This window comes from Pseudomonas frederiksbergensis, assembly GCF_003732705.1.
Classification (GTDB): Bacteria; Pseudomonadota; Gammaproteobacteria; order Pseudomonadales; family Pseudomonadaceae; genus Aquipseudomonas; species Aquipseudomonas frederiksbergensis_F.
On record NZ_MOBR01000016.1, the window covers coordinates 99,855 to 124,532 of the forward strand.

At 60.4% G+C, this 24,678-nt stretch carries 23 protein-coding genes and 1 other RNA gene; 20 read left to right on the forward strand and 4 right to left on the reverse strand.

Annotated elements, in window-relative coordinates:
• The first annotated feature begins 140 nt into the window (after positions 1–140).
• Complete coding sequence (locus BK667_RS18070) at positions 141–758, forward strand: glutathione S-transferase N-terminal domain-containing protein (protein WP_123410150.1); 618 nt, start codon at positions 141–143, stop codon at positions 756–758.
• Between the two features lie 16 nt (positions 759–774).
• Positions 775–1,188, forward strand: a complete 414-nt coding sequence (locus BK667_RS18075) for a ClpXP protease specificity-enhancing factor (protein WP_123598456.1) — start codon at positions 775–777, stop codon at positions 1,186–1,188.
• A 148-nt stretch (positions 1,189–1,336) separates the two neighbouring features.
• Here the strand turns inward: BK667_RS18075 and BK667_RS18080 are convergent, their stop codons facing one another.
• From BK667_RS18080 to BK667_RS18095, 4 genes are all read right to left on the reverse strand, one after another.
• Positions 1,337–1,915, reverse strand: coding sequence for a BON domain-containing protein (locus BK667_RS18080; protein WP_123509240.1), 579 nt, complete (start codon positions 1,913–1,915; stop codon positions 1,337–1,339).
• Positions 1,912–2,505 carry a phosphoheptose isomerase gene (locus tag BK667_RS18085; protein ID WP_007904374.1) on the reverse strand — a complete coding sequence of 198 codons (594 nt, stop codon included), beginning with the start codon at positions 2,503–2,505 and terminating at the stop codon, positions 1,912–1,914. The genes BK667_RS18080 and BK667_RS18085 overlap by 4 nt, the downstream gene beginning before the upstream one ends.
• 104 nt (positions 2,506–2,609) lie before the next feature.
• Entirely contained in the window at positions 2,610–2,972 is a 363-nt protein-coding gene (locus tag BK667_RS18090; RefSeq protein WP_123410153.1) for a YraN family protein, read from the reverse strand.
• Positions 2,972–4,783, reverse strand: a complete 1,812-nt coding sequence (locus BK667_RS18095; RefSeq protein ID WP_123598457.1) for a penicillin-binding protein activator — start codon at positions 4,781–4,783, stop codon at positions 2,972–2,974. Before BK667_RS18095 ends, BK667_RS18090 begins: the two co-directional genes overlap by 1 nt.
• A gap of 176 nt (positions 4,784–4,959) precedes the next feature.
• Here BK667_RS18095 and rsmI point away from each other — a divergent pair, with 176 nt between their 5' ends.
• The 18 genes from rsmI to lpxC all read left to right on the forward strand — a co-directional run bounded on the left by rsmI (position 4,960) and on the right by lpxC (position 24,517).
• Complete coding sequence (gene rsmI, locus BK667_RS18100; protein ID WP_185058240.1) at positions 4,960–5,865, forward strand: 16S rRNA (cytidine(1402)-2'-O)-methyltransferase; 906 nt, start codon at positions 4,960–4,962, stop codon at positions 5,863–5,865.
• A gap of 76 nt (positions 5,866–5,941) precedes the next feature.
• Positions 5,942–6,295, forward strand: an RNA gene (gene rnpB / locus BK667_RS18105) — RNase P RNA component class A.
• Positions 6,296–6,706: 411 nt separating this feature from the next.
• Positions 6,707–7,162 (forward strand): division/cell wall cluster transcriptional repressor MraZ, encoded by a 456-nt coding sequence (mraZ, locus tag BK667_RS18110; RefSeq protein WP_008147486.1) that lies wholly within the window; start codon positions 6,707–6,709, stop codon positions 7,160–7,162.
• Positions 7,159–8,106, forward strand: coding sequence for a 16S rRNA (cytosine(1402)-N(4))-methyltransferase RsmH (rsmH, locus tag BK667_RS18115; RefSeq protein WP_375539177.1), 948 nt, complete (start codon positions 7,159–7,161; stop codon positions 8,104–8,106). Before mraZ ends, rsmH begins: the two co-directional genes overlap by 4 nt.
• A complete protein-coding gene (gene ftsL, locus BK667_RS18120) occupies positions 8,103–8,396 on the forward strand; it encodes a cell division protein FtsL (RefSeq protein ID WP_123410156.1) in 294 nt (97 codons plus the stop codon). The genes rsmH and ftsL overlap by 4 nt, the downstream gene beginning before the upstream one ends.
• Positions 8,396–10,135 carry a peptidoglycan D,D-transpeptidase FtsI family protein gene (locus tag BK667_RS18125; protein ID WP_185058242.1) on the forward strand — a complete coding sequence of 580 codons (1,740 nt, stop codon included), beginning with the start codon at positions 8,396–8,398 and terminating at the stop codon, positions 10,133–10,135. Before ftsL ends, BK667_RS18125 begins: the two co-directional genes overlap by 1 nt.
• Positions 10,135–11,598 carry a UDP-N-acetylmuramoyl-L-alanyl-D-glutamate--2,6-diaminopimelate ligase gene (locus BK667_RS18130; protein ID WP_123598458.1) on the forward strand — a complete coding sequence of 488 codons (1,464 nt, stop codon included), beginning with the start codon at positions 10,135–10,137 and terminating at the stop codon, positions 11,596–11,598. Before BK667_RS18125 ends, BK667_RS18130 begins: the two co-directional genes overlap by 1 nt.
• Entirely contained in the window at positions 11,591–12,958 is a 1,368-nt protein-coding gene (locus BK667_RS18135; RefSeq protein ID WP_123598459.1) for a UDP-N-acetylmuramoyl-tripeptide--D-alanyl-D-alanine ligase, read from the forward strand. Before BK667_RS18130 ends, BK667_RS18135 begins: the two co-directional genes overlap by 8 nt.
• Positions 12,958–14,040: a phospho-N-acetylmuramoyl-pentapeptide-transferase gene (gene mraY / locus BK667_RS18140; protein WP_123509246.1), complete on the forward strand. Its 1,083-nt coding sequence runs from the start codon at positions 12,958–12,960 to the stop codon at positions 14,038–14,040. The genes BK667_RS18135 and mraY overlap by 1 nt, the downstream gene beginning before the upstream one ends.
• A gap of 5 nt (positions 14,041–14,045) precedes the next feature.
• Entirely contained in the window at positions 14,046–15,392 is a 1,347-nt protein-coding gene (gene murD / locus BK667_RS18145; protein WP_123598460.1) for a UDP-N-acetylmuramoyl-L-alanine--D-glutamate ligase, read from the forward strand.
• On the forward strand, positions 15,389–16,606 hold the full coding sequence (gene ftsW / locus BK667_RS18150) for a putative lipid II flippase FtsW (RefSeq protein ID WP_054045554.1): 1,218 nt from the start codon (positions 15,389–15,391) through the stop codon (positions 16,604–16,606). Before murD ends, ftsW begins: the two co-directional genes overlap by 4 nt.
• Positions 16,596–17,666 carry an undecaprenyldiphospho-muramoylpentapeptide beta-N-acetylglucosaminyltransferase gene (gene murG / locus BK667_RS18155; RefSeq protein WP_054045552.1) on the forward strand — a complete coding sequence of 357 codons (1,071 nt, stop codon included), beginning with the start codon at positions 16,596–16,598 and terminating at the stop codon, positions 17,664–17,666. Before ftsW ends, murG begins: the two co-directional genes overlap by 11 nt.
• Complete coding sequence (gene murC / locus BK667_RS18160; RefSeq protein WP_123509248.1) at positions 17,659–19,119, forward strand: UDP-N-acetylmuramate--L-alanine ligase; 1,461 nt, start codon at positions 17,659–17,661, stop codon at positions 19,117–19,119. Before murG ends, murC begins: the two co-directional genes overlap by 8 nt.
• Positions 19,116–20,084, forward strand: a complete 969-nt coding sequence (locus BK667_RS18165) for a D-alanine--D-alanine ligase (RefSeq protein ID WP_123598461.1) — start codon at positions 19,116–19,118, stop codon at positions 20,082–20,084. The genes murC and BK667_RS18165 overlap by 4 nt, the downstream gene beginning before the upstream one ends.
• Positions 20,085–20,088: 4 nt before the next feature.
• Complete coding sequence (locus BK667_RS18170) at positions 20,089–20,958, forward strand: cell division protein FtsQ/DivIB (RefSeq protein ID WP_123509249.1); 870 nt, start codon at positions 20,089–20,091, stop codon at positions 20,956–20,958.
• Between the two features lie 15 nt (positions 20,959–20,973).
• Positions 20,974–22,233, forward strand: a complete 1,260-nt coding sequence (gene ftsA / locus BK667_RS18175) for a cell division protein FtsA (RefSeq protein ID WP_054045544.1) — start codon at positions 20,974–20,976, stop codon at positions 22,231–22,233.
• 66 nt (positions 22,234–22,299) lie between these two features.
• A complete protein-coding gene (gene ftsZ, locus BK667_RS18180) occupies positions 22,300–23,493 on the forward strand; it encodes a cell division protein FtsZ (protein WP_008147521.1) in 1,194 nt (397 codons plus the stop codon).
• A gap of 112 nt (positions 23,494–23,605) precedes the next feature.
• Positions 23,606–24,517, forward strand: coding sequence for a UDP-3-O-acyl-N-acetylglucosamine deacetylase (gene lpxC / locus BK667_RS18185; protein ID WP_054045542.1), 912 nt, complete (start codon positions 23,606–23,608; stop codon positions 24,515–24,517).
• The last annotated feature ends 161 nt before the right edge of the window (positions 24,518–24,678 follow it).

Genomic DNA, 24,678 nt, shown 5'->3' on the forward strand with positions numbered 1-24,678 from the left:
AGCAATTGCTGTTAATCGCGCGCGCCCAGGGGCGTCTCTGAAGGTGTAACGAGTCTGGTGAACCAGGCGTTACGGGAGGCGTCCTCTGGGCGCGCGCGTTTTTCCGCTTCCGATAATTTCAACAAGCGAGGAGGACCGCCATGGGCGTGACCAATCGGTTGGCCTGTTACTCCGACCCCGCCGACCACTATTCCCACCGAGTACGCATCGTACTTGCAGAGAAGGGTGTCAGCGCCGAGATCATTTATGTGGAAGCTGGTCGCCAGCCGCCTAAACTGATCGAAGTGAACCCTTACGGCAGCTTGCCCACCCTGGTCGATCGTGACCTGGCGTTGTGGGAGTCGACCGTGGTGATGGAATATCTGGATGAGCGTTACCCGCACCCGCCTTTACTGCCGGTTTATCCTGTGGCGCGTGCAAACAGCCGTCTGCTGATTCATCGTATTCAGCGTGACTGGTGTGGCCTGGTGGATCTGATCCTGGATTCCAAGTCCAAGGAAGCCGCCCGCGTTGTCGCTCGTAAAGAGCTGCGCGAAAGCCTGACTGGCGTGTCGCCGTTATTCGCCGACAAGCCGTTCTTCCTCAGTGAGGAACAAAGTCTGGTGGATTGCTGCCTATTGCCAATACTCTGGCGATTGCCGATTTTGGGTATTGAACTGCCGCGGCCTGCCAAGCCGTTGCTTGATTACATGGAGCGCTCTTTCGCGCGTGAGGCTTTCCAGGCGAGTCTGTCTGGTGTCGAACGCGATATGCGCTAAGGCTTAAGGAGCCGCTATGAACTCCAGTCGACCTTATCTGGTCCGCGCGCTCTACGAGTGGATTGTTGATAACGATTGCACCCCGCACATGCTGGTCAATTCTGAATATCCGTCGGTGCAGGTGCCTCAAGGTTTTGCCAGTGATGGACAGATCGTCCTGAACGTTTCACCGGCTGCCGTGCGTCATTTGCACATGGACAACGAAGCGGTCAGCTTCGAGGGGCGCTTCGGTGGCGTGCCGCACACCCTGTTCGTGCCTATCGCTTCGATCCTGGGCATTTACGCCCGAGAGAACGGTCAGGGCATGGTGTTCGATCTGGAATCGCCTCTGGAAGACGATGAAGAGATTGAGTCGGATGATGATGTCCCGCCACCCGACAACGAACCGCCGCGTCCCAGCGGTCGACCTAGTTTGAAGGTTGTGAAGTAATAAAAAAGGCGATCCGCAAGGATCGCCTTTTTTATTACGTGTAGGAGCAAAGCTTGCTCGCGATGGCGTCCTTAAGTACGCCATCGCTGGCAAGCCATGCTCCTACAGGCGATGGCGATCTCGCGAGCGCCATCGCCTGTAGGGGTGGTCAGTCGATGTACTCAAACAACTTCACGATCTTCTGCACGCCAGAAACGCTCTGCACCAGGTTGGTGGCTTGCGCGGCTTCCTGTTTGGTCAGCAGGCCCAGCAAATAGACGATGCCATTCTCGGTGACGACCTTGATGCGCGAGCCCGGGATGTTCGGGTCGGTGAGCATCTGGGTCTTGATCTTGGAGGTCAGCCAAGTGTCATTCTGGCGAGCAAGGAAGCCGGACGGCGGCAAGACTTGCAGTTCGTTATGGACCTTCTTCACGCGCTGGACGGCGGAGGCGGCCTGTTCGGCCTTGGCCTTGAGGTCTGCGGTGGGTGTTTGCCCGGCCAGCAACACGACGCCGTTGAAGCTGGTGACGACGATGTGTGAGTCGTTATCCAGTGCCGGATCGGCCTTGGCGATGTTCACACCGACCTTGGTGTCGATCAGGGAGTCGTCGATTTTGCTGCCGAAGGTGCGCGTGCCGCGATCGTCTTCAATCGGCTTCTCGCGGCTGGCGTTAACCACCGAGGTGCAGCCGCTGATGCCGAGGCACAGGGTCAAGGCCAGAAGGCCTAGGCGATTAGGGGTCATTCTTCACTCCCGAACAGTTGGCTGTCGATCAAGTCGCAAAGGCAATGGATCGCCAGCAGGTGGACTTCCTGAATACGTGCGGTGACGTTGGCCGGTACGCGAATCTCGACATCTTCAGGCAAAAGCAGTGATGCCATGCCGCCGCCATCGCGACCGGTCAATGCTACGACAATCATTTCGCGATCATGTGCGGCCTGGATCGCTTGAATAATGTTCGCCGAGTTGCCGCTGGTGGAAATCGCCAGCAATACATCGCCCGGCTGGCCGAGGGCGCGGATCTGTTTGGAGAATATTTCGTTGTAGCTGTAGTCGTTGGCGATCGAGGTAATCGTCGAGCTGTCGGTGGTCAGCGCGATGGCTGGCAGGCTCGGGCGTTCGCGTTCGAAGCGGTTGAGCAGTTCCGACGAGAAGTGCTGGGCATCACCGGCGGAGCCGCCGTTACCGCAGGAAAGCATTTTGCCCTCGTTGAGCAGGGCGTTGACCATCACCTGGCTGGCTTGCTCGATGTGCGGTGCAAGTACGTCCATCGCCTGTTGCTTGGTGTCGATACTGGCCTGAAAAAGCTGGCGAATTCGGGATTGCATGTCCATCTGTGTGACCTTAATTAGCGCGGCTACTTGGCACATGAATGTGCAGCCCGCAAAGCAAAGAGCAAAAGTGTCGGGTGAAGGTGTCCGGTTCGGGGTGCAAGCGATCAACTGTCGAAGGCATTCTGCAACCAGTTCAACTGATCAAGGTTGCTGTCGATGGCAACCACGTCGAAACGGCAAGGGGAATTGGCCCAACGCGACTCGCGCTGAAGAAAATACTGCGCGGCGAAAATCAGTTTCTGCCGTTTGCGCCCATCGATGCTATCGAGTGCGCCACCCCATTGAGTGTTTTTTCTGTAGCGGACTTCGACGAATACTACTGTATCGCCATCAAGCATGACCAGATCAAGCTCGCCGCGTTTACACAACCAGTTCTGCGCCAGCAGGCGCAGACCTTGTTGTTGAAGATGCTCGAGCGCATGGCGCTCGGCATCCTGACCGCTTTGCTGGCGTGACCTGTCAGGCATCAGCGCGGGGTGTCCGGCAGGCGTTGAACCTGGCCGTTGACGAACTGTGCCCACGGCAACTGACGTACCACACGTTGGTTCTGGGTCATGCCGAGGCTGCCCGATTGACCTTCGATGCGGCTGTCCGGCAGGGCCTTGAGTTGCCCCAGGCGTGGCGCCAGGCGATAGGCGTCAACACCCATCGCGTACAGGCGGCCGAGGCTGCCACCGGCCTGTGGCCATTGTGCAGTGACCTGTTTGCGCAGCGGGTCATTGGCATCCAGCAACCATGGGGTTTCGCAGAAGCGAACGCCGTTCATGTCGTTGTACTGGTTCACATCGCCGCTGGCGCTGAACACGTGGGAGGTCGCGTAGACCGGCACGTCACCAGCGTACTGGAAGTTCAGAGTCGGTTTGATCTGTTGCGCCTGTTGCGGGGTGGCCGCCAGGAAGATGAACTCGATGTCCTGACGACGGGAAGGTTGTGCGGCGACTTGCGAGCCAACGGTGCTCTGCAGGGTTTTCGCCCGGCCTTCGCTCTGACGCAGCTGGAACATGTCGGCGATTTGCTGGGCCAGTTGCACCGGCTGATCGACGCGTTCGGTTGCGACGATGCTGCCGCCGTTGGCTTGCCAATCCTGGCTGAAGGCTCTCAGGACGCGGTCGCCCCATTCGCCTTTCGGCACCATGATGGCGGCGCGATGCAGGCCATCGGCGCGAGCGCGGCGGGACACTTCGCGAGCTTCGTCTTCAGCGGCAAGACCGAACTGGAACAACTGGGCCGGACCTTGTTCGCCTTCGCTGTAATTCAGCGCCAGGGTGGTGATCGGCAGTTGCGGGCGAGCGCTGAGCTGTTTGACCAGCGGCTTCTCCAGCGGCCCTACGACCAGTTGCACGCCATCAGCCTGGGCCTTGCGATAGAAATCGTCCATCGAGGTCAGTTTCGAGCTGTCGTAAAACACGATGGCCGGCGGCTTCTGCCCGGCTTGTTGTGCCTGGTAGTGAGCGGCCATGAAGCCTTCACGCAACGCCTTGCCGACTGATGCCAGCTGACCGTCTTGCGGCAGCAGCAGGGCAATCTTGCCCAGGGGCTGGCTGGCCAGTTCCTTGAGTTTGGTCAGTGGCAATGGCAGTTGAAGTGCGGCCGGGTGCTTTGGATTTTGTGCGCGCCAGGCGTCGATCGCAGCTTGCTGCTGTTCCAGGGTGCCAGCGGTTTTCACGGCCAGGGCCAGGCTCATCCAGCCGCCGAGGTCGTCGGTGGTGGTCGGCTGCAGTTGATCGGTGGGCAGCGAAGCGATCAGGGTCCAAATGGCTTCGTGGTTTTTGCCGGCGGCTTCGCCTTCGAGCATGGGCGCAATAAAGATGCGCTCCCGGGCGGCGGCCAGTGTCTGGCCGTCGGCTTCAAGGGCGCGGGCGTGAACGGTGCCGGTGCGCACCTGTTGCTCGACCGGCAGCTCACCCAGGCGTTGCAGGCTCGGATGGCTCAAGGCAGTCAGCGCCGCTTTGGGCTGATTGCGCACCATGGCCAGTTCAGCCGCCAGGGTACTGGCGAAGACCTGTTGGCCAGGCTTGAGTTGTTCCATCGGCACCTGTTGCAGGATTTGCGCGGACTGGCCGGCATTGCCTTGACGGTAAGCCAGGTCTGCCGCGCTCAGACGAAACAGTGCAGCTTGTTCCGGCGTTTTGCTCTGGGCAGCCTTTTCGAGCAGTTGCTCGATACTGGCATCCGGGGTCCGTGGAAGTTCGCCAAGGCTGGAGGAGGGCGAGCTGGCGCAAGCCGCCAGCAAGGCAGCGAGGCAGAGGGCAGTGAACAGCCGCAGGCAAGCGATCATGTAGTGTTCCTGATACTCGATCAAATTAGCGTGGAATTGTACCCAAGCACTGGCCGGGGCGCGATGTTACTGGCGTGAAACGATCAATTTAGCTCGTGTAAATGTTGCAGCACTGCACAAAGGGCCCCGAAACCAAGGGTGGCTTGCGCGCATCGCAAGTGTCACTACGCGCTACAATGGCGACTTTTACCGATCATGAGGTGTGCGCTTTGACTGCTCCAGGTGCTTTGAATTCCGCTGCTGGCTCGCTTTATGTGGTGGCGACGCCCATCGGCAACCTGGACGACATCAGTGCCCGTGCGCTGAAGATCCTGCGAGAGGTGGCGTTGATTGCCGCTGAAGACACGCGTCACTCCCAGCGTTTGATGCAGCACTTCGGCATTCCGACACCGCTGGCCGCTTGCCATGAACACAACGAACGGGATGAAGGTAGTCGCTTTATCACGCGCCTGCTGGCCGGGGACGATGTGGCATTGATCTCCGATGCCGGGACGCCGCTGATTTCCGATCCGGGTTATCACCTGGTGCGTCAGGCGCGTGCGGCCGGGATCAATGTGGTGCCGGTTCCGGGGGCCTGTGCCTTGATCGCGGCGCTGTCGGCGGCGGGGCTGCCGTCGGATCGTTTTATCTTTGAAGGCTTCCTGCCGGCCAAGGCTGTGGGCCGCCGGGCTCGCCTGGAGCTGGTCAAGGAAGAGCCGCGCACGCTGATTTTCTATGAGGCCCCGCACCGGATCCTTGAATGCCTGCAAGACATGGAGTTGGTGTTCGGCGGCGAGCGACCGGCGTTGCTGGCCCGGGAAATCACCAAAACCTTCGAAACCCTCAAGGGCTTGCCGCTCGCCGAGTTGCGCGAATTTGTCGAGTCCGACAGCAATCAGCAGCGCGGTGAATGCGTGGTGCTGGTGGCGGGTTGGTCGGCTCCGGAAACAGAAGACGCGGTCAGCAGTGAAGCGATGCGGATCCTGAATCTGTTGCTCGAAGAAATGCCGCTCAAGCGCGCCGCAGCGTTGGCCGCGCAAATCACCGGCGAGCGTAAGAATGTTCTCTATCAAGTCGCGCTGGATAAACAGAAGAGCGAGTAAAAACCTGACGTGCAGGCGTGGCTGGAGGCTATTAGCGCTTGTTCTTCAGCCGCTCTGCCGTTAACCTTCGCGGCGGAGAGTCGATTGGACAGTCGCTGCCCTCTATGAAAATTAGGGGGGGGAGGAAAGTCCGGGCTCCATAGGGCGAAGTGCCAGGTAATGCCTGGGAGGCGTGAGCCTACGGAAAGTGCCACAGAAAATAACCGCCTAAGCGCTCAAGCGCCGGTAAGGGTGAAAAGGTGCGGTAAGAGCGCACCGCACGTCTGGCAACAGTTCGTGGCTAGGTAAACCCCACTTGGAGCAAGACCAAATAGGGTCCCAAGGCGTGGCCCGCGCTGGGACCGGGTAGGTTGCTAAAGATGTCCAGTGATGGCCATCGTAGACGAATGACTGTTCAAGACAGAACCCGGCTTACAGATCGACTCTCCACCTTTTTCTTTCCCTGCTTGAATCATCAAGCAGGTGCTGATGGCGGGCTTTTGTGATATCGATTAGCCTGCGCTGGCAGCACTTTACAAATCTCCTCGCAATATCGATTTCCCTCCTTTCATAAACACCAGCAGACCCTCCGTCGTAATACCGAAAAAATCTTACTCTTAACAAATTACTTTAACTTTCGAGCGCAGCCATCAGTGCTGAATCAAGTTATTGAGCAAAAACATACGTCATATTCTCGTTGCCCCTCCTTTTACGCTCCTAAATCTCCGTTCTGTAAGGCTTTTCCTTTAATCCGCGCCTTGACGGTGTGGTGGGCGCATTCCTATAGTGTGCGCAAGTGGCGGAAAGTGGCATGAAGTGGGTTTTTTGAGCTCAAAACGCTAAAAATTGGAGAAACGCAGACGTGTTTCGCGGAGCTAACGCAATCAGTCTCGATGCAAAGGGCCGTCTCGCTATGCCGAGCCGGTACCGTGACGAGTTGGTTTCGCGTAGTTCCGGTCAACTGATCGTCACCATCGATGCCGTTGATCCGTGTTTGTGTGTTTATCCCCTCGATGAGTGGGAAATTATTGAAACCAAACTGCGCGCACTGCCTTCGCTTCGCGAAGAGAACCGCCGCCTGCAACGTTTGCTGATTGGTAATGCCGTCGACCTCGAGCTCGATGGCAGTGGTCGTTTTCTGGTTCCGCCGCGTCTGCGCGAATATGCCAAGTTGGATAAGCGCGCAATGCTGGTAGGCCAACTGAACAAGTTCCAATTATGGGACGAGGATGCCTGGGATGCGGTTTCTGCCGCTGACCTGGCTGCTATTCAACAACCGGGCGCCATGCCTGATGAACTGCGTGATTTGATCCTGTGACTATTGATAGCGGCTTTAACCACATCACCGTACTGCTTGACGAAGCCGTGGAGGCTCTCGCCGTACGTCCTGATGGCTGCTATCTGGACGGTACGTTCGGACGTGGCGGACACAGTCGGTTGATCCTCAGCCAGCTCGGTCCCGATGGTCGAGTGCTCGGATTCGACAAGGATCCTCAAGCGATTGCCACCGGGCAAACGCTAGCGGCCGAAGACGGCCGCTTTGTCGTTGTGCAGCGTAGCTTTGCCGAGCTCGGCTCGGAAGTCGTCGAACGCGGTCTGGCCGGCAAGGTCAGCGGCGTTTTGCTCGACCTCGGCGTCTCGTCGCCGCAACTCGACGACCCTGAGCGCGGCTTCAGTTTCCTCAACGATGGCCCGCTGGACATGCGCATGGACCCGTCCCGCGGGATCAGCGCTGCCGAATTCGTCAACACCGCGCCGGTGGAAGAAATCGCCCGGGTGTTCAAGGAATACGGCGAAGAACGTTTCTCCGGCCGCATGGCCCGTGCCGTGGCCGAGCGCCGCGACATCAAGCCGTTCGAGCGCACCGCTGACCTGGCTGAAGTCCTGAAAGTCGCCAATCCGGCCTGGGAAAAGGGCAAGAACCCTGCCACCCGTGCGTTCCAGGGCCTGCGTATTCACGTCAACAACGAACTGGGCGATCTGGAAGCCGGCCTTGAAGCCGCACTGGAATGCCTGGAAGTCGGCGGTCGCCTGGTGGTCATCAGCTTCCATTCGCTTGAAGACCGCATCGTCAAATTGTTCATGCGCAAACTGGTGAAAGGCGAAGCCGACAACCTGCCGCGCAACCTGCCGGTCCGTCACGTCGCTTTCGAACCGAAAATCAAAGTCCATGGCAAAGCGCAGTCCGCCTCCGAGGCCGAACTCAAAGCCAACCCACGTTCCCGTAGCGCCATCATGCGCGTCGCGGAGAAGCTGCGGTGAGCAAGCTTTTCGCCAAGCCACTTCCCGGCGGAAGCTTTTTCATGCTGCTGCTGTTTGTTGGCGTGCTCGTGTCGGCCATCGGCGTGTCCTACAGCGCCCACTGGAACCGTCAGTTGCTGAACTCGCTGTACAACGAGTTGAGCGTGCGCGACAAGGCGCAGGCCGAGTGGGGCCGGTTGATTCTCGAGCAGAGCACCTGGACCGCCCACAGCCGTATCGAAGTGCTGGCCACCGAACAACTGAAGATGCGCATTCCCGGCGCCGCTGAAGTACGGATGGTGGCGCCATGATGAAACTCGAAGGCGCACTCTTTCCCTGGCGGTTCCGCGTGGTGCTGGGTTTGCTCGGCATCATGGTGGCTGCGATCTGCTGGCGCATCATCGACCTGCAAGTGGTCGACCGTGACTTCCTTAAAGGTCAGGGCGATGCCCGCAGCGTTCGTCACATTCCTATCCCGGCTCACCGTGGTCTGATCACCGACCGTAACGGCGAGCCTTTGGCCGTGAGTACCCCGGTCACCACCCTGTGGGCCAACGCCAAGGAAATGCAGCTGGCCAAAGAGAAGTGGCCGGCACTCGCAGCGGCGCTGGGCCAGGATCCGAAAGCCCTGGCCGAACGCCTCGAAGCCCAGGCCAATAAAGAATTCATCTATCTGGTGCGCGGCTTGACCCCCGAGCAGGGCCAGTCGGTGCTCGACCTGAAAGTGCCCGGCGTCTACGGCATTGAAGAGTTCCGCCGTTTCTACCCGGCCGGTGAAGTCACCGCGCACATGGTCGGCTTTACCGACATCGACGATCACGGGCGCGAAGGCGTCGAGCTGGCCTACGACGAATGGCTGGCCGGGGTCGCCGGCAAGCGACAGGTCATCAAGGATCGGCGCGGCAGGCTGATCAAGGATGTCCAGGTCACCAAAAACGCCAAGGCCGGCAAGCCCTTGGCGTTGTCCATTGACCTGCGCCTGCAATACCTGGCCAACCGCGAACTGCGTAACGCGATCATCGAGAACGGCGCCAAGGCCGGCAGCCTGGTGATCATGGACGTGAAAAGCGGCGAGATCCTCGCCATGGTCAACCAGCCGACCTACAACCCGAACAACCGTCGCAACCTGCAACCGGCGATGATGCGTAACCGCGCGATGATCGACGTGTTCGAACCCGGTTCGACCATGAAAGCGATCTCCATGAGTGCCGCCCTGGAAACCGGGCGCTGGAAACCGAGCGACACCGTCGAGGTGTATCCGGGCTCCTTGCAGATTGGCAAGTACACCATCAAGGACGTATCGAAGTCCGAAGGCCCGGTGCTTGACCTGACCGGCATCCTGATCAACTCCAGTAACGTCGGCATGAGTAAGGTCGCGTTCGATATCGGCGGCGAAACCATTTTCCGTCTGGCGCAGAAAGTCGGTCTCGGCCAGGACACCGGTCTCGGCTTCCCCGGCGAGCGCGTCGGCAACCTGCCGAACTACCGCGAATGGCGCAAGGCTGAAACCGCCACGCTGTCCTACGGCTACGGTATTTCGGTGACGGCGATCCAGCTGGTCCACGCCTTCTCCGCGTTGGCCAACAACGGCCGCATTGCGCCGCTGACCCTGATCAAGACCGACAAGCCACCGCAGACCACCCAGGTGATCCCGGAAAAAGTCGCGAAAACCATGCAAGGCATGCTGACCCAGGTGATCGAGGCCCCGCGCGGTGTATTCCGTGCGCAGGTCCCGGCGTATCACGTGGCGGGCAAGTCGGGTACGGCCCGTAAAACGTCGGTGGGCGCCAAAGGCTACGCCGAGAATTCCTATCGCTCGCTGTTCGCCGGTTTCGGCCCGATGAGTGATCCGCGTTTCGCCATTGTGGTGGTGATCGATGAGCCGACCAAGGCCGGTTACTTCGGTGGCCTGGTATCGGCGCCGGTGTTCAGCAAAGTGATGTCCGGGACCTTGCGCCTGATGAACATCACCCCTGACAACCTGCCACCGACCCAACAGGCCAACGCAACACCGGTCGTTCCGCTGAAAGCCAATGGAGGGCGCGGCTGATGTCTCTGAGTCTGAACAAGATTTTCGCCCATGCCGGTCGTGATCTGTTGATCCGCGAACTGACCCTCGACAGCCGCAACGTGCGGGCAGGGGATTTGTTCCTCGCTGTCCCTGGCGGCAAGTTCGACGGTCGTGCGCACATTGCCGACGCGTTGCAGCGCGGCGCGGCTGCCGTGGCTTATGAAGTCGAAGGCGCCACCGTGCTGCCGATTACCGATGTGCCGCTGATTCCGGTCAAAGGCCTGGCGGCGCAGTTGTCGGACATTGCCGGGCGCTTTTATGGCGACCCGAGCCGCCACTTGAACCTGGTCGGCGTCACCGGCACCAACGGCAAAACCAGTGTGACGCAGTTGGTGGCGCAAGCCCTCGACTTGCTCGGCCAACACTGCGGCATCGTCGGCACCCTGGGCACCGGTTTCTACGGCGCGCTGGAAAGCGGCCTGCACACCACGCCGAACCCGATTGCCGTGCAAGCGACCCTCGCCGACCTGAAAAAGGCCGGTGCCAAAGCCGTGGCCATGGAAGTGTCTTCCCACGGTCTGGATCAGGGCCGCGTGACCGCACTGGCGTTCGATGTGGCCGTGATGACCAACCTGTCCCGCGACCATCTGGATTACCACGGCACCATGCAAGCCTATGGCGAAGCCAAGGCCAAGCTGTTTGCCTGGAATGATTTGAAATGCCGGGTGATCAACCTCGACGACGAATTCGGCCGCGAACTCGCTGCTGATAAGCGTGAGTCGCGCTTGATCACCTACAGCCTGGAAAATACCAGCGCCTATCTATATTGCCGCGAAGCGCAGTTCGACGACGAAGGCGTGCGCGCCACCTTGGTCACGCCCCAAGGCGAGCACCATTTGCGCAGCACGTTGCTCGGTCGTTTCAACCTAAGCAACGTCTTGGCCGCCGTCGGTGCCTTGCTCGGCCTGGACTATGCGCTGGACGAAATCCTTAAGGTTCTGCCGAAACTCGAAGGCCCCGCCGGTCGCATGCAGCGCCTGGGCGGCGGTACTCAGCCGCTGGTGGTGGTCGATTACGCCCACACCCCGGACGCGCTGGAAAAAGTCTTGCTGGCCCTGCGTCCCCACGCCAAAGGCCGACTGCTGTGCCTGTTCGGTTGCGGCGGTGATCGCGATCGCGGCAAGCGTCCGTTGATGGCTGAAGTGGTCGAGCGTCTGGCCGATGGCGTGCTGGTCACCGACGACAACCCGCGTACCGAAGATCCATCGGTAATTTTCGATGACATCCGCGCCGGTTTCACCGCTGTGGATAAAGTGACGTTCGTCGCTGGCCGTGGACAGGCGATTGCCCAATTGATCGCCAGTGCGTCGGCCGATGACGTGATTGTCCTGGCCGGTAAAGGTCACGAGGACTATCAGGAAATCAACGGTCAGCGCCACGCGTTCTCCGATCTGGTCGAGGCTGATCACGCCCTGACCGCGTGGGAGGTGGCCCATGCTTAAAGCCTTGAAACTGAGCGAGCTGACGGGCGTGCTGAATGCCCGTCTGGTGGCTGCCGACGCCAGTTTCGACGGTGTCAGCATCGACAGTCGCGCGATCAAGCCAGGTCAGTTGTTTATTGCCCTGACCGGTCCACGCTTCGATGGCCATGACTATCTGAATGACGTTGCCGGCAAAGGCGCCGTCGCGGCATTGGTCGAGCGTGAAGTCGCCGACAGCACATTGCCGCAACTCGTCGTGCAAGACACTCGCCAGGCCCTCGGCCAACTGGGCGCGCTGAACCGGGCGGCTTACAGCAACCCGGTCGCAGCGGTGACCGGTTCCAGTGGCAAGACCACGGTCAAGGAAATGCTCGCGAGCATCCTGCGCACCCGCGGTCCGGTGCATGCGACCCGTGGCAACTTGAACAACGACCTCGGCGTGCCGTTGACCCTGCTCGAGCTCGCGCCGGAACACACCGCCGCCGTGATCGAACTGGGTGCTTCGCGTCTGGGTGAAATTGCCTACACCGTGGGCATGACCAAGCCTCAGGTGGCCATCCTCAATAACGCCGGGACCGCCCATGTCGGCGAGTTTGGCGGGCCGGACAAAATCGTTGAAGCCAAGGGCGAAATTATTGAAGGGCTGGATGCCGATGGCGTCGCCGTTCTGAATCTCGACGACAAGGCGTTCGGCATCTGGAAGACCCGCGCGGGTGGCCGCAAAGTGCTGACATTTGCTTTGAACAACCCGAGCGCCGATTTCTATGCCAGCGACCTGGACCGCGATGCCCGCGGTTGCCCGTCGTTCAGCCTGCACAGTCCAGAAGGTGTGGAGCGGGTTCAACTGAACCTGCTCGGCACCCATAACGTCGCCAATGCCATGGCCGCCGCCGCTGCCGCGCATGCCTTGGGCGTCTCGCTATTCGGCATTGCCACCGGGCTTGGCGCGGTACAACCGGTCAAGGGCCGTACCGTCGCGCAACTGGCGACCAACGGCATGCGCGTGATTGATGACACTTACAACGCGAACCCCACCTCGATGTGTGCCGCCGTTGATATACTCGCCGGCTTTTCCGGCCGCACCGTTCTGGTGCTCGGGGATATCGGCGAGTTGGGCGACTGGGCGGAGCAGGGGCACCGCGACGTGGGCGAGTACGCCCGTGGCAAGGTTTCTGCGCTTTACGCAGTCGGGCCAATGATGGTGCACGCCGTAAACGCTTTCGGCCCACAGGCCCTTCACTTCAGCACCCAGGCTGAGCTGATCGAGGCCCTGGGCGCCGAGCAAGATACAAACACCACTATTTTGATCAAGGGCTCGCGTAGCGCTGCGATGGAAAACATCGTCGCCGCTTTGTGCGGGTCCAGTCTGGAGAAACATTAATGCTGCTGCTGTTAGCGGAGTACTTGCAACAGTTCTACAAAGGCTTCGCGGTCTTTCAGTACCTGACCCTGCGCGGGATCCTCGGTGTGCTGACCGCGCTGGTTTTGTCGCTGTGCTATGGCCCGTGGATGATCCGCACGTTGCAGAACCGTCAGATCGGTCAATCCGTTCGTAACGATGGCCCGCAATCGCACCTGTCCAAATCCGGCACCCCGACCATGGGCGGCGCGCTGATCCTGTCGTCCATCGGCGTCAGTACGTTGCTTTGGGCCGACCTTAGCAACCGTTATGTCTGGACCGTGCTGCTGGTGACCTTGCTGTTTGGTGCCATCGGTTGGGTCGATGACTATCGCAAGGTGATCGAGAAAAACTCTAAAGGCTTGCCGAGCCGCTGGAAGTATTTCTGGCAATCGGTGTTCGGCCTCGCTGCGGCGATCTTCCTTTATAAGACCGCAGTGACACCGGTTGAAACCACCCTGATCCTGCCAATGCTCAAGGACTACAGCATTCCGCTGGGTGCAGGTTTCATCGTCCTGACCTATTTCGTGATTGTCGGCTCGAGCAACGCGGTCAACCTGACCGATGGCCTCGACGGTCTGGCGATCATGCCCACCGTGATGGTCGGCGGCGGGTTGGGGATCTTCTGCTACCTGTCCGGTAACGTGAAATTCGCTGAATACCTGCTGATCCCTTACGTACCGGGCGCGGGTGAACTGATCGTGTTCTGCGGCGCCTTGATCGGCGCGGGCCTGGGCTTCCTCTGGTTCAACACTTACCCGGCGCAAGTCTTCATGGGCGACGTTGGCGCACTGGCGCTGGGCGCAGCCCTGGGCACCATCGCGGTGATCGTCCGCCAGGAAATCGTTCTGTTCATCATGGGCGGCGTGTTCGTGATGGAAACCCTGTCGGTGGTCATCCAGGTGGCCTCCTTCAAATTGACCGGGCGCCGGGTGTTCCGCATGGCGCCGATACACCACCACTTTGAACTCAAGGGCTGGCCTGAGCCGCGCGTGATCGTCCGTTTCTGGATCATCACCGTGATTCTCGTACTGGTCGGCCTTGCCACCCTGAAGCTGAGGTAGAACGAGTGTCTCTGATCGCTTCTGACCACTTCCGCATCGTTGTCGGCCTCGGCAAGAGCGGCATGTCCCTGGTTCGCTTCCTGGCGAACCGGGGCACGTCGTTTGCCGTGGCCGATACGCGGGAAAATCCACCGGAACTGGCCACGCTCAAGCGTGACTATCCGCACGTGGAAGTGCGTTGTGGCGAGCTGGACGTCGAATTCCTGTGCCGTGCCGACGAGCTCTACGTGAGCCCCGGCCTGGCGCTGGCGACCCCGGCCCTGCAGGCTGCCGCCGCCCGTGGCGTGAAATTGTCCGGTGATATCGAGCTGTTCGCGCGTAACGCGAAAGCGCCGATCGTCGCCATCAGCGGTTCCAACGCCAAAAGCACCGTCACCACCCTGGTCGGCGAGATGGCCGCTGCGGCGGGCAAGCGTGTGGCGGTCGGCGGCAACCTCGGCACGCCGGCGCTGGATTTGCTCAGCGATGACGTCGAGTTGTACGTGATGGAACTGTCGAGCTTCCAGCTCGAAACCACCGATCAGCTCAATGCCGAAGTGGCGACCGTGCTCAACGTCAGCGAAGACCACATGGACCGCTACAGCGGCCTGCCGGCTTATCACCTGGCCAAGCATCGGATCTTCCGCGGGGCCAAACAGTTTGTGGTCAACCGTCAGGACGCCTTGAGCCGTCCGCTGATGGGCGAGGGCCAGCCATGCTGGACCTTCGGTTTGAGCAAACCTGATTTCAAGGCATTTGGTATCCGCGAAGAGGAAGGCGAGAAGTACCTGGCCTTCGAATTCCAGAACCTGATGCCGGTGCGCGAGTTGAAAATTCGTGGCGCCCATAACCAATCCAATGCCCTCGCGGCACTGGCGCTGGGGCATGCCGTCGGTCTGCCGTTCGACGCGATGCTGTCGAGCCTGCGCACCTTCGCCGGCCTCGAACATCGCTGCCAGTGGGTCCGCGACCTGGACGGCGTGGGCTACTACAACGATTCCAAAGCCACCAACGTCGGCGCCGCACTGGCCGCCATCGAAGGCCTGGGCGCGGACATCGACGGCAAAGTCGTGTTGATCGCCGGTGGCGACGGCAAAGGTGCCGAGTTCAAGGATCTGCGTGATCCGGTGGCGGCCAACTGCCGCGCTGTCATTTTGATGGGCCGTGATTCCGACAAGATCGGCGATGCCATTGGCGACGCTGTGCCGCTGATTCGCGCCGGTTCGCTGGTCGAAGCGGTGGAGCAATGCCGCGCCGCTGCGCACCCCGGCGACGTGGTGCTGTTGTCCCCGGCCTGCGCCAGTTTCGACATGTTCAAAAATTACGAAGACCGTGGTCACCAGTTCGTCCGCGCTGTGGAGGATCTGGCATGAGCCTGCGAAATATCATCAAGCCGTATCCATCGCCAATCATCACCGGGCGCGGCATCGACCTCGATTTTCCGATGCTCGCCGGTTGTCTGGCATTGATCGGCCTCGGGCTGGTGATGATCGCCTCGGCATCGACCGAAGTCGCCGCTGCGCAGTCGGGTAGTGCGCTGTATTACATGATTCGCCACCTGATCTACATCGTGCTGGGCCTGGGCGCTTGCGTCATCACCCTGATGATCCCGATCGCCACCTGGCAACGCCTGGGCTGGCTGATGCTGTTGGGCGCGTTCGGTTTGCTGGTGATGGTGATCGTCCCGGGGATCGGTCGGGAAGTGAACGGTTCGATGCGCTGGATCGGCTTCAGTTTCTTCAACGTTCAGCCGTCCGAAATCGCCAAGGTGTTTGTGGTGATCTACCTCGCCGGGTATCTGGTGCGGCGCCAGAAAGAAGTGCGCGAAAGCTGGATGGGCTTCTTCAAGCCGTTCATCGTTCTGCTGCCAATGGCTGGCCTGTTGCTGATGGAACCGGACTTCGGTGCCACCGTCGTGATGATGGGTGCTGCGGCGGCGATGCTGTTCCTTGGCGGGGTCGGGCTGTTCCGGTTTTCCTTGATGGTGGTGCTGGCGGTCGCGGCGGTGGTGCTGTTGATTCAGGTGCAGCCGTATCGAATGGCGCGCCTGACCAACTTCGCCGATCCATGGGCCGACCAGTTCGGCGCCGGCTACCAGTTGTCGCAAGCCTTGATCGCGTTCGGTCGCGGCGAATGGCTGGGCGTTGGCCTGGGTAACAGCGTACAGAAACAGTTCTATCTGCCGGAAGCCCACACAGACTTCGTGTTCTCGGTGTTGGCTGAAGAGCTGGGTGCCGTGGGTTCGCTGTGCACGGTCGCGCTGTTTGTCTTTGTGTGTATTCGTGGCATGTACATCGGCTATTGGGCCGAGAAGGCCAAGCAATTCTTCGCCGCTTATATCGCGTACGGCCTGTCGTTCCTGTGGATCGGTCAGTTCCTGATCAACATCGGGGTGAACGTCGGCCTGCTGCCGACCAAGGGTTTGACCTTGCCGTTCCTCAGCTATGGCGGCAGTTCGTTGGTGATCTGTGGTGCCTGTCTGGGCTTGTTGCTGCGCATTGAGTGGGAGAGTCGAACCCACCTGGGCAGTGAAGAGACCGAGTTCCAGGAAAGCGACTTCGCCGAGGAGTCGACCCATGGGCGCTAACGTATTGATCATGGCCGGCGGCACCGGTGGGCACGTGTTCCCGGCGTTGGCCTGCGCTCGCGAGTTCCAGGCCCGCGGTTACACCGTGCATTGGCTCGGTACACCGCGCGGCATTGAAAACGATCTGGTCCCGGCGGCCGGTCTTGAGCTGCATCGCATCAACGCCAGCGGATTGCGCGGCAAGGGCAAGCTGTCGCTGCTCAAGGCGCCGTTCATGTTGCTCAAGTCAGTCTGGCAGGCGCGGGCGATCATTCGTCGGCTGCGGCCCGTCTGCGTGGTCGGCTTTGGTGGTTATGTGACCGGTCCCGGCGGCGTCGCGGCCAAACTGTCCGGTGTTCCGGTCATCGTTCACGAGCAGAACGCCGTGGCCGGTACCGCCAATCGGTTGCTCATGCCGTTGGCCGCCCGAGTCTGTGAAGCATTCCCCGACACCTTTACCCTGTCGGACAGCCGTCGGACCACCGGTAACCCGGTGCGCACCGAACTGTTCCTCGAAACACCGCGACCAGCCCTGGCCGGTCGCAAGGCGCGTTTGCTGATCCTGGGCGGAAGCCTGGGCGCAGAACCGTTGAACAAGTTGCTGCCTGAAGCCCTGTCGCAAGTCGCCGTCGACCTGCGCCCGGAAGTGTTCCATCAGGCCGGCAAAAACCACGATGAAGTGACTGCGCAGCGCTATCGCGAGGCTGGCGTCGAGGCGCAAGTGCAGCCTTTCATCAAAGACATGGCCCAGGCCTATGGCTGGGCCGACCTGGTGGTGTGCCGTGCAGGCGCGTTGACCATCAGTGAACTGGCCGCCGCCGGTCTGCCCTCGATGCTGGTGCCTCTGCCCCATGCCATCGACGATCACCAGACCCGCAACGCCGAATATTTGGCCCGTGAAGGCGCAGCCTTCCTGATGCCGCAAAGAACGACCGGCGCCGCAGATCTTGCCGCACGCCTGACAGAGGTCCTGATGCAACCGCAACGACTCAATGACATGGCCAACGCGGCCCGCCGACTGGCGAAACCCGATGCAACCCGTAACGTTGTCGACACCTGCCTGGAGGTGGCCCATGGTTGAGAATCAGAAAGCCATTCCGCAACCGGAAATGCGCCGCATCCGTCGCATCCATTTCGTCGGTATCGGCGGCGTGGGCATGTGCGGTATCGCCGAAGTCTTGCTGAACCTGGGCTATGAAGTGTCCGGTTCCGACCTCAAGGCTTCGCCGGTGACCGAGCGCCTGGAATCCTTTGGTGCCCACATCTATATCGGTCACCGTGCCGAGAACGCCGCGAACGCCGATGTGTTGGTTACTTCCAGTGCCGTGAACACCTCCAACCCGGAAGTTGCCACCGCCCTGGAACGCCGGATCCCGGTGGTGCCGCGTGCCGAGATGCTCGCCGAACTGATGCGTTACCGTCACGGCATCGCCGTCGCCGGTACCCATGGCAAAACCACCACCACCAGCCTGATCGCTTCGGTGTTTGCGGCCGGTGGCCTGGACCCGACGTTCGTCATCGGCGGTCGCCTGAATGCCGCGGGCACCAATGCCCAGCTCGGCACCAGCCGCTACCTGATTGCCGAAGCCGACGAAAGCGATGCGAGCTTCCTGCACTTGCAGCCGTTGGTGGCCGTGGTTACCAACATCGACGCCGATCACATGGCGACCTACGGCGGCGACTTCAATGTATTGAAGAAAACCTTCGTCGAGTTCCTGCACAACCTGCCGTTCTACGGTTTGGCCGTGGTGTGCCTGGACGATCCGGTGGTGCGTGAAATCCTGCCGCTGGTCAAACGCCCGACGGTCACTTACGGCTTCGGCGACGATTGCGACGTGCGCGCGATCAATGTGCGCCAGCAAGGCATGCAGACCTTCTTCACCGTGCTGCGTCCTGATCGCGAACCGCTGGATGTCTCGGTGAACATGCCGGGCAACCACAACGTATTGAACGCCCTGGCGACCATCTGCATTGCCTCCGACGAGGGCGTCAGCGATGAAGCCATCGTCCAGGGCCTGTCCGGGTTCCAGGGGGTCGGCCGACGCTTCCAGGTCTACGGCGAACTGCCGGTAGACGGCGGCAATGTGATGCTGGTCGACGATTACGGTCACCACCCGACCGAAGTCGCGGCTGTGATCAAAGCCGTGCGCGGTGGCTGGCCGGAGCGTCGCCTGGTGATGGTTTACCAGCCGCACCGCTATAGCCGCACCCGCGACCTGTACGACGATTTCGTCAATGTCCTGGCCGACGCCAACGTCCTGCTGTTGATGGAAGTCTATCCGGCCGGCGAAGAGCCGATCCCGGGCGCCGACAGCCGCAAGCTGTGCAACAGCATCCGCCAGCGCGGTCAGCTGGACCCGATCTACATCGAGCGCGGTGTCGACCTGGCGCCGATCGTCAAGCCGCTGTTGCGTGCCGGCGACATCCTGCTGTGCCAGGGCGCCGGTGATATCGGCGGTCTCGCACCGAAATTGTTGAACAGTCCGTTGTTCGTGGGCGCGGTTGCCGCACCCACTGTGGGGAAGTTGAAATGACTGCTGCTTACGCCAACCTCGTCTCCACCCTCGCGCCGAAAGACTTCGGCCGCGTCGCCGTGCTGTTCGGCGGCAAGAGTGCCGAGCGTGAGGTTTCCTTGAAGTCGGGCAATGCGGTTCTCGAAGCGCTTCAAAACGCTGGTGTGGATGCGTTCGGCCTCGACGTGGGCGATGACCTGTTGCAGCGTCTGCTCAACGAAAAAATCGATCGTGCCTTCATCATTCTCCACGGTCGTGGCGGTGAAGACGGCAGCATGCAGGGCCTGCTCGAATGCCTGGGCATTCCCTACACCGGCAGCGGCATCCTCGCTTCGGCTTTGGCCATGGACAAGCTGCGCACCAAGCAGGTCTGGCACAGTCTCGGGATTCCGACGCCACGCCACGCCGTACTGAGTTCCGAGGCCGATTGTATTTCGGCGGCCACGGAACTGGGCTTCCCTTTGATCGTCAAACCGGCCCATGAAGGTTCAAGTATCGGTATGGCCAAAGTGACTTCCGCGTCTGAGTTGATCGACGCATGGAAAGCGGCCAGTACCTACGATTCGCAAGTGTTGGTCGAGCAATGGATTCAAGGTCCGGAGTTCACCATCGCCACCCTGCGTGACCAGGTGTTGCCACCGATTGCCCTGGGCACGACGCACAGTTTCTACGATTACGACGCCAAGTACGTGGCTTCCGATACCCAGTACCGGATCCCGTGTGGCCTCGACAGCACCAAAGAAAAAGAACTGATGGACCTGACGGCGAAAGCCTGTGAGGCGCTGGGCATCGCCGGTTGGGGCAGGGCAGACGTGATGCAGGACGCCGACGGGCAGTTCTGGTTCCTCGAAGTCAACACCGCACCGGGCATGACCGATCATAGCCTGGTGCCCATGGCAGCCCGTGCTGCCGGTCTGGATTTCCAGCAACTGGTTCTGGCCATTTTGGCCGCCAGCATTGCCGGCAACAACGAGCCGCGAGGTTAAGACCATGCAAGGCGCTCAGCTGAGACATCAGCCCTCCGCTCCACCCGGCCGCAAGCCGGTACCGCGGGGTGCCAGCCGAATGGTGGCCAAAGAGCCGATGTCTGCGCGCCTGCCGAAAGCCAATTTTGGTTTTCTGAAAGCCTTGTTCTGGCCAGTGCTGCTGGTAGCGCTGGGGTTCGGCACTTACGAAGGCGCGCAGCGGTTGCTGCCCTACGCCGACCGGCCGATCACCAAGATCAACGTGCAGGGTGATTTGAGTTACATCAGCCAGCAAGCCGTGCAGCAGCGGATCGCCCCCTACGTGGCGTCGAGCTTCTTCACCATCGACCTGGAGAGCATGCGCACCGAGCTTGAAACGATGCCATGGATTGCCCACGCCGAAGTGCGTCGGGTGTGGCCGGATCAAGTCGTGATTCGCCTGGAAGAACAACTGCCGGTGGCCCGTTGGGGCGATGAGTCACTGTTGAACAACCAGGGCCAGGCGTTCACCCCGCGTGAGCTGGCGAACTACGAACACTTGCCACAGCTGTTCGGCCCACAGCGGGCCCAGCAGCAAGTGATGCAGCAATACCAGGTGCTGAGCCAGATGCTCAGGCCATTGGGCTTCTCGATTGCACGCCTGGAATTGCGTGAACGAGGCAGCTGGTTCCTGACCACCGGTGCCGGCAGTGCCGGCCCGGGAATCGAACTGCTGCTGGGACGCGGCAACCTGGTGGAAAAGATGCGCCGCTTCATTGCCATCTACGACAAGACGCTTAAAGAACAGATTACGAACATTGCGCGCATCGATCTGCGCTACGCCAACGGCCTCGCTGTTGGCTGGCGGGAACCTGTAGCGCCCACGACAGCCCAACCCGCTGTCGCGAAGAATTAAGAAGAGGCAGGACCCATGGCAAACGTGCAAAGCGGCAAAATGATCGTCGGTCTCGATATCGGCACCTCCAAAGTGGTGGCGCTGGTCGGCGAGGTTTCGGACGACGGCACGCTGGAAATCGTCGGGATCGGCACTCATCCGTCCCGCGGCCTGAAGAAAGGCGTGGTGGTAAACATCGAGTCCACCGTGCAGTCGATCCAGCGCGCCATCGAAGAAGCGCAGCTGATGGCCGGTTGCCGGATCCACTCGGCGTTCGTCGGCGTGGCCGGCAATCACATCCGCAGCCTGAACTCCCACGGCATCGTGGCGATTCGTGACCGTGAAGTCAGCGCCGCCGACCTTGAGCGCGTCCTCGACGCCGCCCAGGCCGTGGCGATCCCGGCGGACCAGCGGGTGCTGCACACCCTGCCGCAGGATTACGTGATCGATAACCAGGAAGGCGTTCGTGAGCCCCTGGGCATGTCGGGCGTACGCCTGGAAGCCAAGGTCCACGTGGTGACCTGCGCCGTCAACGCCGCACAGAACATTGAAAAATGCGTGCGTCGCTGCGGTCTGGAAATCGACGACATCATTCTCGAGCAACTGGCCTCGGCCTATTCGGTTCTGACCGACGACGAGAAAGAGCTGGGCGTGTGCCTGGTGGACATCGGCGGCGGCACCACCGACATCGCGATCTTCACCGAAGGCGCGATCCGTCACACCGCGGTGATCCCGATTGCGGGCGATCAGGTGACCAACGACATCGCCATGGCGTTGCGCACTCCGACCCAGTACGCCGAAGAAATCAAGATTCGCTACGCCTGCGCCCTGGCCAAACTGGCCGGTGCCGGTGAAACCATCAAGGTGCCAAGCGTTGGCGACCGTCCACCCCGCGAGCTGTCCCGCCAGGCCCTGGCCGAAGTGGTCGAGCCGCGTTACGACGAGCTGTTCACGCTGATCCAGGCCGAACTGCGTCGCAGCGGCTACGAAGACCTGATCCCGGCCGGCATCGTGCTGACCGGCGGTACGTCGAAGATGGAAGGCGCGGTCGAGCTGGCCGAAGAGATTTTCCACATGCCGGTTCGTCTGGGCGTGCCGCACGGCGTCAAGGGTCTGGATGACGTGGTCCGCAACCCGATTTATTCCACTGGCGTTGGCTTGTTGATGTATGGCCTGCAAAAGCAGTCCGACGGGATTTCGTTCTCGGGCATCAGCAGCCGCGACAGTTACAGCAATGAAGAAGCCAAACCCGCCTTGCTCGATCGCATCAAGAGCTGGGTACAAGGCAACTTCTAAAGAATTACCGCAACACCGCAACAAACGCAGTAGGCGAAAAAACTAGAGAATGTAAGGAGAGGGAAAATGTTCGAACTCGTAGACAACATCCCCGCAAGCCCGGTTATTAAAGTTATCGGTGTTGGCGGAGGCGGCGGCAACGCTGTCAACCACATGGTCAAGAGCAACATTGAAGGCGTTGAATTCATCTGCGCCAACACTGATGCCCAGGCGCTGAAATCCATCGGCGCGCGGACCATCCTGCAATTGGGTACCGGTGTGACCAAAGGTCTGGGCGCCGGCGCCAACCCTGAAGTAGGTCGTCAGGCCGCTCTCGAAGACCGTGAGCGCATTGCCGAAGTCCTGCAGGGCACCAACATGGTGTTCATCACCACGGGCATGGGCGGTGGTACCGGTACCGGTGCTGCGCCGATCATTGCCGAAGTGGCCAAGGAAATGGGGATCCTCACCGTTGCGGTGGTGACCCGTCCGTTCCCGTTCGAAGGCCGCAAGCGTATGCAGATCGCCGACGAAGGTATCCGTCTGCTGTCTGAAAGCGTCGACTCGTTGATCACCATTCCCAACGAGAAGCTGCTGACCATCCTCGGTAAAGACGCGAGCCTGCTGTCGGCTTTCGCCAAGGCTGACGATGTACTGGCCGGTGCCGTTCGCGGTATCTCCGACATCATCAAGCGTCCGGGCATGATCAACGTCGACTTTGCCGACGTACGGACTGTCATGAGCGAAATGGGCATGGCGATGATGGGCACTGGCTGTGCCAGCGGTCCGAACCGTGCACGCGAGGCCACCGAAGCGGCCATTCGCAACCCGTTGCTCGAAGACGTGAACCTGCAAGGTGCACGCGGCATCCTGGTGAACATCACCGCCGGTCCTGACCTGTCCCTGGGTGAGTACTCCGACGTGGGTAGCATCATTGAAGCCTTCGCTTCCGAGCACGCGATGGTCAAGGTCGGTACCGTTATCGATCCAGACATGCGCGACGAGCTGCACGTGACCGTCGTTGCCACGGGTCTGGGCGCGAAAATCGAGAAGCCTGTGAAGGTTATCGACAACACCATGCACACTTCCGTGGCATCGCAACCGCAGCAACAAGCGCCTTCGCGTCAGGACGCGCCTGCTGTTAACTACCGTGACCTGGACCGTCCGACCGTCATGCGCAACCAGGCTCAGGCCGGTGCTGCGACTGCCGCGAAGATGAATCCGCAAGACGATTTGGATTACCTGGACATCCCGGCTTTCCTGCGTCGTCAGGCTGATTGATGGAATGTATCAGGGCTATGAAGGTGATTGGTGTTCAGCAAAGGCGTGGTCTGCTATTATCGCCAGCCTTTGTTGATACCAGTTCGCAATTTGCGCTGAAGCGGCCCAAGCCATGATTAAACAACGCACACTGAAAAATATTATCCGTGCCACAGGTGTAGGCCTGCACTCCGGGGAGAAGGTATACCTGACCCTCAAGCCTGCGCCTATCGACACCGGCATCGTGTTTGTTCGTGCCGATCTGGACCCTGTGGTGCAGATTCCTGCTCGCGCGGAAAACGTTGGCGAAACCACGATGTCGACCACGCTGGTCAACGGTGACGTCAAAGTGGATACGGTGGAGCACTTGCTCTCGGCCATGGCTGGCCTGGGCATCGATAACGCCTACGTCGAGCTCTCCGCGTCCGAAGTTCCAATCATGGATGGTAGCGCTGGACCTTTCGTATTCCTGATTCAATCGGCCGGCCTGGAAGAGCAGGACGCCGCCAAGAAGTTCATCCGGATCCTGCGGGAAGTGACAGTGGAAGACGGCGACAAGCGCGCCACTTTCGTCCCTTTCGAAGGTTTCAAAGTGAGCTTCGAGATCGATTTCGATCACCCGGTTTTCCGTAACCGCACACAAAGTGCAAGCGTGGATTTTTCCAGCACTTCGTTCGTAAAAGAAGTCAGCCGCGCCCGTACCTTTGGTTTCATGAGTGACATTGAGTACCTGCGCAAGCACAACCTCGCACTCGGCGGCAGCGTTGAAAACGCTATTGTGGTCGACGCGGATGGTGTACTGAACGAAGACGGCCTTCGCTATGAAGACGAATTCGTGAAGCACAAAATCCTCGATGCAATTGGTGACCTCTACCTGCTGGGCAATAGCCTGATTGGTGAGTTCAAGGGCTTCAAGTCCGGACACGCATTGAACAACCAGCTGCTGCGCAAGTTGATTGAGCAGACAGATGCTTGGGAAGTCGTGACTTTCGAAGACGCCAGCACTGCACCGATCTCTTACATGCGTCCTGTTGCGGCCGTGTAAGCAAAAAACCTCTCTAGTTTTTTAAAGGCTGCCTTCGGGTGGCCTTTTTTTATGCCCGATGCCGATCGTTCCCACGCTCTGCGTGGGAATGCAGCCCGGGACGCTCCGCGTCCCATCCAACGCCGAACGCGGAGCGTCCGTTGAGGCATTCCCACGCAGAG